The 12,772-nt window shown below is 67.5% G+C and carries 12 protein-coding genes; 6 read left to right on the top strand and 6 right to left on the bottom strand.

All coding sequences use genetic code 11. From position 1 onward, the window contains the following. Nucleotides 1–63 precede the first annotated feature (63 nt). The gene (locus tag MRBLMI12_RS03040; protein WP_363353771.1) at nt 64–1,563 is read right to left on the bottom strand and encodes a M20/M25/M40 family metallo-hydrolase; all 1,500 of its coding nucleotides are present in this window, start codon (nt 1,561–1,563) and stop codon (nt 64–66) included. A 36-nt stretch (nt 1,564–1,599) separates the two neighbouring features. Between MRBLMI12_RS03040 and MRBLMI12_RS03045 the strand changes: the two genes are divergently transcribed. After that, nucleotides 1,600–2,364, top strand: coding sequence for a GNAT family N-acetyltransferase (locus MRBLMI12_RS03045; RefSeq protein WP_349428289.1), 765 nt, complete (start codon nt 1,600–1,602; stop codon nt 2,362–2,364). Nucleotides 2,365–2,553: 189 nt separating this feature from the next. Here the strand turns inward: MRBLMI12_RS03045 and MRBLMI12_RS03050 are convergent, their stop codons facing one another. After that, nucleotides 2,554–3,414, bottom strand: a complete 861-nt coding sequence (locus MRBLMI12_RS03050) for a sulfurtransferase (protein ID WP_363353773.1) — start codon at nt 3,412–3,414, stop codon at nt 2,554–2,556. Nucleotides 3,415–3,833: 419 nt separating this feature from the next. On the opposite strand from MRBLMI12_RS03050, the gene MRBLMI12_RS03055 reads away from it, so the two are divergent. Continuing rightward, nucleotides 3,834–4,919 (top strand): ABC transporter substrate-binding protein, encoded by a 1,086-nt coding sequence (locus MRBLMI12_RS03055; protein WP_349428291.1) that lies wholly within the window; start codon nt 3,834–3,836, stop codon nt 4,917–4,919. 388 nt (nt 4,920–5,307) lie between these two features. Here MRBLMI12_RS03055 and MRBLMI12_RS03060 read toward each other — a convergent pair whose 3' ends face one another. Together MRBLMI12_RS03060 and MRBLMI12_RS03065 are read right to left on the bottom strand one after the other, a co-directional pair. Beyond that, a complete protein-coding gene (locus tag MRBLMI12_RS03060) occupies nt 5,308–5,907 on the bottom strand; it encodes a potassium channel family protein (protein WP_363353775.1) in 600 nt (199 codons plus the stop codon). After that, a complete protein-coding gene (locus MRBLMI12_RS03065) occupies nt 5,888–6,106 on the bottom strand; it encodes a hypothetical protein (RefSeq protein ID WP_363353777.1) in 219 nt (72 codons plus the stop codon). The genes MRBLMI12_RS03060 and MRBLMI12_RS03065 overlap by 20 nt, the downstream gene beginning before the upstream one ends. A 188-nt stretch (nt 6,107–6,294) precedes the next feature. On the opposite strand from MRBLMI12_RS03065, the gene MRBLMI12_RS03070 reads away from it, so the two are divergent. After that, complete coding sequence (locus MRBLMI12_RS03070; protein ID WP_363353779.1) at nt 6,295–6,642, top strand: carboxymuconolactone decarboxylase family protein; 348 nt, start codon at nt 6,295–6,297, stop codon at nt 6,640–6,642. Here the strand turns inward: MRBLMI12_RS03070 and MRBLMI12_RS03075 are convergent. Together MRBLMI12_RS03075 and MRBLMI12_RS03080 are read right to left on the bottom strand one after the other, a co-directional pair. Next, on the bottom strand, nt 6,639–8,885 hold the full coding sequence (locus MRBLMI12_RS03075; RefSeq protein ID WP_363353781.1) for a LuxR C-terminal-related transcriptional regulator: 2,247 nt from the start codon (nt 8,883–8,885) through the stop codon (nt 6,639–6,641). The two genes, MRBLMI12_RS03070 and MRBLMI12_RS03075, sit on opposite strands and share 4 nt — an antisense overlap. A 64-nt stretch (nt 8,886–8,949) precedes the next feature. Beyond that, nucleotides 8,950–9,321 (bottom strand): carboxymuconolactone decarboxylase, encoded by a 372-nt coding sequence (locus MRBLMI12_RS03080; protein WP_363353783.1) that lies wholly within the window; start codon nt 9,319–9,321, stop codon nt 8,950–8,952. Between the two features lie 374 nt (nt 9,322–9,695). On the opposite strand from MRBLMI12_RS03080, the gene MRBLMI12_RS03085 reads away from it, so the two are divergent. Genes MRBLMI12_RS03085 through MRBLMI12_RS03095 form a run of 3 tightly spaced genes read left to right on the top strand, consistent with a single transcriptional unit; the run spans nt 9,696 to nt 12,770 of the window. Then, a complete protein-coding gene (locus MRBLMI12_RS03085) occupies nt 9,696–10,733 on the top strand; it encodes an AI-2E family transporter (RefSeq protein WP_363353785.1) in 1,038 nt (345 codons plus the stop codon). A 37-nt stretch (nt 10,734–10,770) separates the two neighbouring features. Further along, nucleotides 10,771–11,181 (top strand): DUF7144 family membrane protein, encoded by a 411-nt coding sequence (locus MRBLMI12_RS03090; protein ID WP_363353787.1) that lies wholly within the window; start codon nt 10,771–10,773, stop codon nt 11,179–11,181. A gap of 26 nt (nt 11,182–11,207) precedes the next feature. Beyond that, nucleotides 11,208–12,770, top strand: a complete 1,563-nt coding sequence (locus MRBLMI12_RS03095) for a DUF1254 domain-containing protein (RefSeq protein WP_363353788.1) — start codon at nt 11,208–11,210, stop codon at nt 12,768–12,770. Nucleotides 12,771–12,772: the final 2 nt, after the last annotated feature.

The raw sequence follows: 12,772 nt of genomic DNA on the forward strand, positions 1-12,772 counted from the left end.
GCGCCACCGGAATGACGGATGCTTCGGCCCTCGCCGCACGGAAGGGCGGAAGCATCCGTCGTTCTAGGCGGTGCGAAGTATCCGTTCGGTGACCCGCGCCGAGAAGTGCAGCGCGTCGACGGGGATCCGCTCGTCGGCGGCGTGGAACTGCGCGAACACGTCGAAGTCGCGAGGCACGCGCAGCGGCACGAACCCGTAGCCGTGGATGCCGAGCTTCGCGAAGTGCTTGTTGTCGGTGCTCGCCGGCAGCAGGTAGGGCACCACCACGCCATCAGGATCGTCGATGGCGATCGCCTCCTGCAGCACGTCGATGATCGGCGCATCAACGGGCGCCTCGGTCGCGGACCACCAGCGGCCCTCGCGGATGTCGATGCCGTCGCCGACGAGCTCGCGCAGCCCGTCACGGAGAGCGTCGTCCTGTCTGGGCAGAATGCGGATGTCGAGGCGCGCCGACGCCTCCGCCGGGATGATGTTCGTCTTGTCGCCGGCGTCGAGCACCGTCGGGGTCGCGGTGTTGCGCGTCGTCGCACCGACGAGTGACGACACGAACCCGAGGCTCTCGAGGTCGTCAGCGAGCGACTCGTCGGTGAACGCGAGCCCACGGGCCGCTCCGAAGACATCCAGGAAGCGCTGCAGCGCGGGCGTGCGCACGACCGGGAACCGGTGCTCGCCGACGGCCGCCACGGCCCGGGCGAGTCGGACCACACTGTTGTCGTCGGTCGGTCGGGAGCCGTGGGCCGCGTGGCCGCGGGCGCGCAGCGTCGACCATGCGACGCCCTTCTCGCTGGTGGCCACGAGGTACGCGCGGCGTTCGTCGGCGGGGTCGGCGTACAGCGGCACGGAGAACCCGCCCACCTCGCTCAGCGCCTCGGTGACGCCGGCGAACAGCTCGGGGCGGTTCTCGACGAGCCACCCGGCGCCCCACACCCCGCCGCTCTCTTCGTCGGCGAGGAACGCCAACACCAGGTCGCGTCGCGGCACGATCTGCTCGCGCGCGAAGTGACGCGCCACGGCCACGATCGTGCCCGCGTAGTTCTTCATGTCGACGGCGCCGCGGCCGTAGAGGTAGCCGGCTTCGATGTCGGCGCCGAAGGGCGGGAAAGTCCAGTCCTTCTCCTCGACCGGCACGACGTCGAGGTGCGCGTGCACCAACAGGGCTCCCGCATCCCGATCGCGTCCGGGGATACGAGCGATGAGCGACCCCCGTCCGGGACGCGACTCGACGAGCTCCGACGCGATGCCCACCTCGGCGAGACGCTCCTGCACCCAGATGGCAGCACGTGTCTCGCCGTCGCCGATGGTGGCCGCAACCCCTGTGTTCACCGTCTCGATCCGGATGAGGTCGCGGACGAACTGCAGCGCCTCGTCTTCCAACTGGCTGGGCACGGGGGTCTCCTCGGTTGTAGAGCTCGTTCGGGCGACTTCGCTGACACTGCTGCAATTCCGCCGTGCTTGACCATAGACGGCGTCCGCTGAATGCCCCCATCGGCGGGGTCGCGCGGCGTCATAGATGGCGCGGTGCCAAACGATGCTCAGGCTCGTTGCGTGCGATGACGCCGGCATTTGGCGACGTCGGCGCCGGTCTCGCACGCTTGACGCATGTCAGACACAGTCCTCGCCTCCACCGACGGCGCGACGGCTTCCGCCGGCGACAAGCCGGGGGGCGCCGTCGCCCCGCACGCGGACGCCACGGTGCTCGACAACCCTGCGTGGCACTCACTGACCGGCCCGCACGCCGGCTTCGCCGAGGGCAACGACCTGGTCCGGCGGTACCCCGAGGACGTCGCGCCGTTCGTGGCAGTGCGCACGTGGTCCAACCCCGATGTCTGGGACGCACTGCGCGATCTCGTCGGTCCTGGAGCGCCCGTCGGACTATCCGCAGCCGAACGCCCGTTCCCGGCCGGCTGGGAGGACCTGGGCGGCGGCGAGGGGGTGCAGCTCGTCGAGACCGACGCGCTGCGTCCGCGTCCGGATGCGGAGGCCGTCGTCCTGGGGCCGGACGACGTCGCCGACATGCTGGCCATAGTCGAACGCAACCAGCCGGGACCCTTCCGCCCCCGCACCCATGAGCTGGGCCGGTATGTCGGCATTCGCCGGGACGGTCGCCTGGTTGCGATGGCCGGCGAGCGCCTGCACCCGCAGGGCTGGACCGAGATCAGTGCCGTCTCGACCGACAGCGCGTATCGGCGCCAGGGTCTGGCATCTCGGCTCGTCCTCGACGTGGCCTTCCATATTCAGCAGCGCGGCGACCGTGCCCTGATGCACGCGGCAGCGTCGAACGTGAACGCGATCAGGGCGTATGAGCGTCTTGGGTTCGCGCTCCGGCGCCGGACGGTCTTCTCGTTCGGACGCGCGCCTCTGTGACCACCGTCGGGAGCCATGCCAAGCAAGTCACTGATGGGTCAGGCGCGTCCTGGTCGCTGTTCCCACCCAGACGGTCGCTGCGACCCGGGATACAGGCGTTCGCCTGCCGGTGGGTGGAGTGCGACCGGACAGCTGCAGCGTGACGAGGTCCGCTCGGGTGCAGACCATCACCGACGATGACCGGGGCGGTCATTGAGGCACCACGTCCAGCGAGGGCGCCGGGCCGACGGCGACCAGCCGGCCGCGCGAGCGGGACCATTGACTCCACGAGCCGGGATAGACCACCACATCGATGCCGGCGATCACGCCGGCGAGGGCCGTGTGAGTCGCCGCGATGCCCGAGCCGCAGTACGCCGCCACGGCGACACCATCTCGCACGCCCGCGGCGGCGAACTCCGCGCGGATCTCGTCCGCCGAGCGGAACTTCCCGGCCGACAGGTGCACGGTCGTCGGCAGGTTCACGGCGCCCGGGATATGCCCGCCGACCGGGTCGAGCGGTTCGCTGTCGCCGCGATACCGCTCGGGCGCGCGCACGTCGAGCAGTAGGCCGTGGTCGGGCCATTCCTCGACGCCATCGATGTCGGCTACGCCCTCGGTGATCTCGTCGAGCACGATGTCTCCCGGCGGCCGCGGCAGCACGTCGCCGGTCTCGAGCGGGAGTCGCTCCGCGAGCCAGCCCCGCAGCCCGCCATCGAGCACCCGCACGTCGGCGACTCCGGATCGTGTCAGCACCCACCAGGCGCGGGCGGCGGCGACCGAGTGCACGTCGTCGTAGGCCACGACCGTATCGCCGGCGCGGATCCCCCACCGCCGAGCGGCGGCCTGCAGCTGCTCGCGCGGCGGGAGCGGATGCCGCCCCTCAGCCGGGTCGCCGCGCCGCGCAAGCTCGTGGTCCAGGTCGACGTAGACCGCTGCCGGCAGGTGCCCGTCGAGGTAGTCGGGACGGCCCTCGGGCCGATCCAGGCGCCAGCGCACATCGAGGATCCGCGGCGGTGTGCCGCCGCGCATGAGATCGGCGAGCTGGGTCGCCGAGATGAGTGGGGTGACCATACGGTCATGCTGGTCGGGCCGCTGACCGGGTAAAACGTTCCGACGAAACACGCCGCGACAGGGCGACACGCGACGTCACACAGGAACAAGGGGAGCCGCGCCAGCTCGCTTCCGTGGCACCTCACCCATCGTCGGTCCACGAGTCGCCCAGTCCGGATCTGCCCAGCGTGACAATGGACAGCGCTGGTGCGGAAGACATACTCGCCATGCCTCCACCCGCAATTCCGAATGCAACTCGGGTGACAGATGATGACGCTCGGTTTCTCGGTTTGACGACCCGGCTAGATCGGCGGCTTGGACGCTCCTACTGTCGCCGATGGCTCCCTGTAGCGTCCCGGCCCGGCGACGTGAACCGCTGCCCGATAGTGCGCGACCGCGCAGTTACCCCAACCCGAGTAATGCCGACCGAAGGCGACACCGTGAACAAACTCCGTACCGCGACAGCAATCACGTCTCTCGGACTCGTTGCGGCCATGATGGCCGGTTGCGCCTCCGCCGCCGGGGCACCGGCCGAGACCACTGACGCGGCCGACGCCGGCCCATCGGTGGGTGAGCTGCGGCTGGGCTACTTCGCGAACGTCACCCACGCGCCCGCCCTCGTCGGCCTGGAGGAGGGCCTCTTCGCCGACGCGCTCGGTGAGGACGTCGAGGTCACCACGCAGGTGTTCAACGCCGGCCCGGCGGCGATCGAGGCGCTGTCGGCGGGTGCGATCGATGCGACCTACATCGGCCCGAACCCGTCGATCAATACCTTCATCCAGTCAGGCGGCGAGTCCGCCCGCATCATCGCCGGCGCCGCGACCGGCGGTGCCGCGCTGGTGGTCCGCGACGGCATCGACACCCCGGCCGACCTGGAGGGCACCACCATCGCGACGCCGCAGCTGGGCAACACGCAGGACGTCGCGGCCCGGGTGTGGCTGGCCGACGAGGGCTTCGTCACCGACACCTCCGGCGGCGGCGACGTGCAGATCACCCCGACCGAGAACGCGCAGACCCTCACGCTCTTCCAGCAGGGCGAGCTCGACGGCGCCTGGCTGCCCGAACCCTGGGTGTCCCGGCTGATCATCGACGCCGGCGCCCACGTGCTGCAGGACGAGGCCGACCTCTGGGAAGACGGCGAGTTCCCCACCACGGTGCTGCTGGTGCGCAACGACTTCCTCGACGAGCACCCCGACGTGGTCGCCGACCTGCTGGAAGGCCACCAGGCGGCGGTGCAGTGGATCACCGACAACGCCGACCAGGCTCCTGCCGTGATCAACAGTGCGATCGAGAAGGAGACCGGCAAGCCGCTCGCCGACGCCGTCATCGAACGCGCCCTGGAGCACGTCACGTTCTCCGTCGACCCGCACGCCGACACCTTCGAAACCCTCGTCGAGGACGGCATCCAGGCCGGCACGCAGAAGGACGGCTCGATCGAGGGACTGTTCGACCTGCGCCTGCTCAATGAACATCTCGCGGAAGCCGGCGACGAGCCGGTCTCGGCCGCCGGACTCGGCGAGGACTGAGACAAGGGCCGCACCCGCCTTCCGCCCGGTGCCGCGCACTCACGCGGCACCGGGCGGAAGCACAGGCGGCGCCCGGCGATCGAGCGCCGGGCGAGCCGCAGGCAGGCAGGTCCCAACGCCACCGCGAGGGGCGCTCGACCAATGGAGCGAGCCGGATCGCGACACATCTACTGGCACAGTTGAGCGCGACACGCCGTGCAGATTGGGGTCTGTTAACGCAGGCGTGTCCAATCGCGTCGCTCCGAAAACCGCGGAATTACGCGGCAAAACCCTCCATTGGCGCTCGCGAAAACGAGAGTTCGAATCCCCCATCCTCCGCCACCGTTCTGCCTACGAGACACTGCGATCGCAGCGTTCTCAAGGAATCGCAACCCGCAGAGGCTGTCCGTCAGTCAGTCGGGCCCACCTCGGGCTCTGGTTCGGAGTCCTTCGTCTCGCGACCGCGCTTGACGGCACCGGTGAGCAGCTTCACGCCGGCGCCGAGAACGATCAGGTTCAGGATCATCTGGATCGTCACGACGATCCGTGCGGTCTGGCTCGCGGCGCTGATGTCGCCGAATCCGACCGTGGAGAAGATGGTGACGGTGAGGTACAGGGCATCTACTCGCGTTATCGGGTCGGCGGTGAAGCTCGACGGGTCGTCGAACGACATCAGGAAGTAGGTCGTGGCGAACAGCAGAAGATACAGCGGAGCGATGATCGCCAAAGCCTCGATGCCGCGCAGGCCCGGTTGCTCGGACCGCAGGATCGCGCGTATCTGCCACACTGCGACGACGAGCAGGATCACGGGCGCCACGGCCAGCATCACAGTGACGGGCATGGCACCGATCCAGTCGAGTGGCACGACGAAATAGACCGCCACAAGCAGGACGGTCATGAGCGCTGCCCGCGCCAGACCGCGCAGGATGAACCGTCGACGCTGGCGGCGCGTCAGCTCCCGGCTGGCTGAATCGTCCATGCGCGCGTCTTCAGACCACGACGCCGGCACCCGGAAGGCGCCCCGATGCGACAGCATCCGCGAACGCTGCGTAGTCGTCCACGCGATCGGATGCGGGCACCCACCCCTCGTGGGCGGAGCGAGGGATCCGGCGCCGCGCCGCGCGGCCGTGCTCCATGCGGGTGGCGAAGTCGGAGGGAGACGGCAATGTGTCGGTGAGGTCCGTCGTGGGCGCAGCTGTACTCGACATGGTGACTACCTCCGTTGGCTGGCGTGATGACCAGACTGGCGCCGCCCGCGTGCGCCTACATCACGCGCATCGCGTGAAACCGCGTACGGAGCGACGGCGCGGGTGGTTCATTTCATCTGCGTGATGCCGTCCGATCGCATCTGTCGTCCACTTGGTTGGGCGCGCATACCGCAGAAGGTGAGGGACCTGTGGACTACACGGAACGGCTTCGTCGGCTGGCGTTCAACGACGACGGACTAGCGGACGCCGTGCCTTCGTCACGGACCAGGCTCGATCTCGACGCGAAGACGCTGGCTCTCTCGCGGGTCGCCGCGCTGGTGGCGATGGGTGCGTCCGAGGCGTCGTTCGCCTCGCAGGTCGACGCGGCGATCAGCGCTGGCGCGAGCGCAAGTGAGATCGTCGACGTTCTCGAGGGAGTGGTCACGGTGGTCGGACTCCCCCGGGCCGTTGCGGCCGCACCGAGGATCGCTATCGTGCTCGGTCACGACCTTTACGACGAAGACACCGGCAGGGTGACTGGCGCGGTGCACCCTTAAGGTCCGAGCAAGCCCACCTCCGTCGCGCGCTCGACGGCGTCGCTCCTGTTCGACACGCCCAGCTTGCGATAGACCGACCCGACCTCAGTGCTCACAGTGTTGCGCGAGAGGAACAGCCGCTCCCCGATTTCGCGGATGGAGAGGTGCGTCTGCAGGTAGGGCAGCAATCGCAGTTCGGCCGGGGTCAGTGGCGGGCCGCCGACGACGTTGTCGTCGCGACTGGATGCCATTGTCGTGCGGAATTGATCGACGTCTTCGATGAGCGTTCCCAAACTCGGCCGACGCAGCAGGATGTCGTCGATCTCTCGAACCAGGTGATGAGCCGTGATCTGGTCGCCCAATGCCCAGTAGACCCTCGCAAGCTCCAGGCGACTCCGCACCGCGAGGTACGGCATCACGTACGTGCAGTCCGGGCGCGCGCGCATCGCCCGGGTGAGCTGGTGCAGCACGTCCGCCAGATCGCCCCGATGCAGAGCCAACCGTGCCGACTCGGCGAAGGCGAGCACCGATGTCGAGTAGTCGGACATGCTCTGCTCATCGATGGCGGTCATCGCGATCTGGACGTGTTCGGAGGCCTCTACCCACCGACCACCGTTCATCGTCAAGACCGCGAGCTCCATCTCGCATCCGACGACGATGTCGGTGTTGCCCTGCGCAGAAGCCGCGACGGAGCCATCGCGGAATGCCTGGTCGGCAGCATCGAACTCCCCGACCAGCAGCCAGGCCTCGCCGAGAAGATAGAGCGCCTGGTCGCGCCACGGACTCGACATGGATTCCGTCGCCACGCTCAGCTTCGCGTCCTCGAGCGCGCGGGCCGGGCCCTCGACGCACATGAACGACCGCAGCATCGCCCAGCCTGATCCGAAGGATGCCGTGCCGTCATCCGGCACGCCGTCGTACGAAGCGTGATCCAGGATCGTCGCCCAATGGTCGGCCTCGTTCGTGCGGCCTGTCAGCACGGCCATCCACCCGGCGATCACCGCCAGAGGCGGGTACTCCTCGACCGCTTCATCGCCGAGCGACGCGCACCACCGCTGGACTGTCCGCATCCGGCCGGCCTGGTGCGTGGCAAGCGCCGTCATGGAGATGAGACGTGTGGCCCTTGCGTGCTCGGTCGGAAGATTGAGAAGATGCTCGATCGCCATCGCGGGCGATCCGTTCTGCTCGAACCAATCGGCAGCCCGCAGATGCAGTTCGACGCTCGCCTTCGGCTCGACGCGGCGGAGCTCGCTGAGCAAGAACTCGCGGAACAGGTCGTGATACCGATACCACCCTCGACGGCGGTCGAGAGGCACCAGGAAGACGTCTGACGCTTCCAGCTCTCGGAGGACATTCTGCGCGTCGTCCGTTCCGAGCACCGCGTCGCACAGCGCTCCGGACATCCGATCGAGCACCGCACTCCGGCGGAGGAACCGCTGCTGGTGCGCGGGGAGATTCATCAACGATTCGCGGTAGAGATAGTCCGCGACGAAGCGATCCTCGCCACTGACGGCCATCTCCCCGCCATCGCGCGTGATGGCCGCAGCGAGGAAGACGCCGACCGGCCACCCTTCGGTGCGCTGGATGACCTCCTCGGCCTGTTCGTGCGAGAGGGGAAGCTCGGCGCCGGCGAACACCCTGCGCGCACCCGCGGCGTCGAATGCGAGGTCGCCGACTGCGATCTCGAAAGAATCCGCGTGCACGCGGGCCTGCACGAGGTGCGGCTGATCCCCCCTGCTCGCAGCGACGAGCTGCGACGACGACGGAACGCCCGCGATGACCACGCTGAGCACGTCGTGGCACTCGGGGTTCTTGAGTACGTGCAGGTCGTCAAGGATGATCACGAACGGTGAGCGGCTCGACTTCAGTGTGGCGGCCACGACGGGCGCGGCACGTCCCAGTGGTGAGCCACCCAGGCGTCGTACGTCCGCCGAGAGACGCGCGGCGGACGGTGCTATCACCGCGAATGCGGCGGCGATGAGTGTGAGCAACGTGATGGGATCGTCGTCGAACTTGTCGAGCGAGATCCATGCGACTGGTCGCTTCTCCGTCTCCGCCCATTGCGCAAGCAAGGTCGACTTGCCGTAGCCGGCAGGTGCCGTGACGCTCACCACCCGGCGCGAGCTGGATCGGGCGCGGTCGATGAGGTCGGCGCGACTGACAGCGCCCCGTGCTGTGAACCGCGGAGGGGCGAGCTTCGCGTCGAGGAGCTGACGATCCAGCTCGACCTCCGGCGGCGCGAGCACCGGGGCTTCCTGCCGCACGCCCGAAGCCTAGTGACCCGTGGGCGGATGCTCAAGGAGGTGTGCTCGTGCGCGGGCGGCCGATCTACTGTACGGCGTCGTCGTCCTCATCCTCGTACTCGTCCTCGAGCTCCGCGATCTCGAGCTCCTCGAGAGCGATCTCGGCGGCGAGCGCCTTGACGATGTTTCCGGTCGCGGCGGCGACCTTCGCCGTGCCGACGATCGGGGCGATCGCTGTGAGTACTCCCCGCAGGCTGTCGACGTCGAGGCCCACGAGGCCTCCCACCTTGAGGTTGAGTGCGTAAGACACCGGTGCCGCATCGACGGCCACCAACGCCGCGATGCGCACAAGGACGAGCGTCTCTGGATCGAGGCTGGACGACTCCACGGAGTCGGCGGTCATCCGGGCGAGGAGCTCGAGAACGGGACGATCGTCAGTGCTGGTTGTGTCAGACATGGTGAACCTTTCACTTCGCATGCAGGCCACGCGGAAGATCGCGCCGGCTCCTGCCTATTGCACACACCGCGCAGATCACCCACATCATGGAGATCGCATGAAAGCCATCGCCGCCTCTCGCGGTGACGGGTTTCGCGGACACGGGTGCGAGCGTGCGTACGGAGTGACATGACGCATTTCGCACAATCTGCGTGACGCGGCGCGTATTGCGGACGGCCAGAGTGTCCCGCATGAGCGAATCCGACGGTCGGCCGCGCCGCAGACGACGCGGGCTCGGCAGCAGAGGTCACACACCAGTCGCTGTCGACCCACAGACCGGGCCGTCCGTTGCCGAGCCGCCGCAACCTGCGCCGCGGCGCGGCATCCTCGCGTTGATGGAGCGACCGCTGACGATCGGGTTCGTCGCCACACTCGGTGTTCTCGGTGCTCTGATCGTCGGGGTGGCACTCGGGTCGATCACGACGCTGCTTCTTCAGATCGCGCTCGCCATGTTCGTCGCGCTGGGACTCGACCCGATCGTGCGCACACTCGAGCGGCGCGGCATGAAGCGTGGCACCGGCATCGCCATCGTGTTCGGAGGTTACGCGCTGGTGGCCGCTGCATTCCTGGTGTTCATCCTGCCGCCGGTGGTCACGCAGTTCGCGGAGTTCGTTGAGCATCTGCCGCAGGCAGTGGACGAGATGGTCCAGTCCGACTGGTTCAACGCGCTGTCGATCGACCTCCAGGTCGCGGTGGCCGGGGGGCTTCAGACGATCGCCGACACACTTCACCAGCCCGAAACGATCGCCGCGATCGGCGGGGGCGTGCTCGCCGCCGCAGCGGGACTGTTCAACGCGATATCCGCCGGCTTCATCATCGTCGCGCTGACTCTGTACTTCCTGGCGTCGCTCGAAGGTATGAAGCAGGCGCTCTACTCGCTCGTTCCCGCTCGCGACCGGGTCACAGTAGCCGGACTCACGGAACAGGTCACCGCGTCGGTCGGCGCCTCGCTGCTCGGGTCGCTCACGCTGTCTGCTTTGAACGGCGTGGTCGTGTTCTTCATCTATTTCTTGCTCGACCTGCCATACGCGGCGCTGATGGCACTGATCGCGTTCATCATCACCTTCATTCCGCTGTTCGGGTCGCTGATCTTCCTCGTCCTGGGGACGGTCGTCGCGCTGTTCTCCAGCCCGACGCAGGCGCTCATCTTCCTGATCGCCTACTTCGTCTACATCCAGGTGGAGTCGTACGTGGTCAGCCCGCGGGTGATGACGAAGGCCATCTCGATCCCACCGGCGCTCGTCCTCATCGGAGCGATGGCGGGCGCGGCGATGCTCGGCGTGATCGGAGTGCTGTTGGCGCTCCCGGTCATCGCCTCGCTGCTGCTGATCATCCGCCAAGTGGTCGTACCCAAGCAGAACCTCAAAATCTGAGCTGCGCCCAACAGATCTCAATAGGAAGGAAACCATCATGAGCAACGACGTGACCGTAACGGGCTGGACCGGCTGGGGTATCTTCGCCGGCGTGCTCCTGATCATCGGGGGCGTGATCGACCTGATCTTCGGACTGGCCGCCGTCATCGGACCCGACAGCTCTTACTTTCTGACGACGTCAGGCCTCTTCATGGTCGACGTCGCGGGCTGGGGGTGGTGGCACCTGATCTCCGGCGCCCTCCTGATCTTCGTCGGCATCTCGCTCATCGCGGGCGCAACGTGGGCGAGGGTGATCGCCATCATCCTCGTAGCACTCAACGCTCTCGGCCAGCTCTCCCTGCTGTCCGCACAGCCTTGGTTGTCGCTGATCCTCCTCGCCGTCGACATCCTCATCATCTACGCGCTCACTGTGCATGGCCGCGAGCTCAAGGCCGCCCAAGCCAAGTGACAGCCAACCCGTAAGGAACCAGAGCAATGAGCATGCTGCGACCCGGTCTTTCGGCCGAGACCCTCGATTCAATCGGCACACCGAACAGCCTGCCGAGTCGCATCGGACCACTCGAGTTCGACGACGGCGCGCCGAGCGCGGCGACGGCGGACCTCGTCTACGACAATTGGGACTTCGTCAACGGCGTCAAGGCATTCGTCGACGGCTACGCGGGAGCGTCGCTGGTCGCGTTGCGGGATGGCTTCCATTCTGTCGGCGTGGAGGACAACGACATCCTGCTGTTCTCGGAGCTGATGGACTCGGCATCCGTGTTCCTGACAGCGAACACCGACACGATCTACGCACTCGGGTTCGTCGACCTGACCCATGGCCCGGTGGTCGTCGACGTGCCCGCGATCGCGGCACCTTCAGGCTTCCTCGGCACCGTCGATGACATGTGGTTCCGGTGGGTCACCGACATGGGGCTGCCGGGACCCGACCGTGGCACGGGGGGAAGATACCTGATCGTCGGTCCGGGATACGACGGCCCGCTGCCCGAGGGCGGGTTCTACGTGTCGCAATGCCGCACGACACGAGCGATCCTGCTGCTGCGGGCCTTCATGATCGACAACGACCCCGCGGTTGCACTCGATGCGATCCGCGGTGGCCTGCGAATCTCGCAATACGCACCTGGTGGCGCGGGCACGTCGGTAGCCTCATTCCTCGCTGGAGAGGCGCCTCTGGCGGCGCCCCAATCGCCCGGGGAGACGAGATTCGTCGAGGGCTCGCATGTGGCGTTCAACACAGTGCCGCAGAACGACTGGTCATTCTGGGAGAAGCTGCATCGGCTGATACAAGAGGAGCCCGTCGGTTCCGGCGATCCCGAACTGCTCGGGATGCTGGCAGAGGTGGGCATCTCAAAGGGACGCGACTTCGCGCCCGACGAGCGGATGCGGCGTGTGCTGCAAGACGCGCTGGTGGTCGGCAACGCGACCGCTCGCACGATCTCGTTCGCACCCCGAGACGAAGAAGGCTTCGCCTACTACCCCGAGTCTCAGTGGATGAACATGCTGTTCGTCGGCGGCTACGAGTTCCTGGCGCCGCCGCCTCAGATCACGCCGGATGGTGTCATGCCCGAGGAAGGTGATGGTGCACGGAAGATCAACTCGCGGATCGCGTTCCTCTACCCGTACACGGGCATAACGCCCGCGATGTGCATGCGGTTGACCGGCATCGGGTCGCAGTACCTGATCGCGATGCGGGACGCGGACGGCGCGTTCCTCGACGGGGCGCGCAGCTACGAGATCACGCTGCCGGCCGGCATCCCGCAGAGCAGGTTCTGGTCCGTCATCCTCTACGACCGGCAGACCCGCTCCATGCTGCAGACCGACCAGCCGAAGCCCTCGTTCGGCAGCCAGTCAGGCACGGTCAAGACGAACGATGACGGCACGACCACCATCCACATCGGGCCGACTGCACCCGCGGGAGCCGAGTCGAACTGGCTGCAGTCGATTCCGGGCAAGGGCCACTTCGTGACACTGCGCTTCTACAACCCACTCCAGTCGTTCTTCGACAAGAGCTGGCGACCCAGCGAGATCCAACCGGTGTGAGC

The organism is Microbacterium sp. LMI12-1-1.1 (genome assembly GCF_040676455.1).
In the GTDB taxonomy this organism is placed as follows: domain Bacteria; phylum Actinomycetota; class Actinomycetes; order Actinomycetales; family Microbacteriaceae; genus Microbacterium.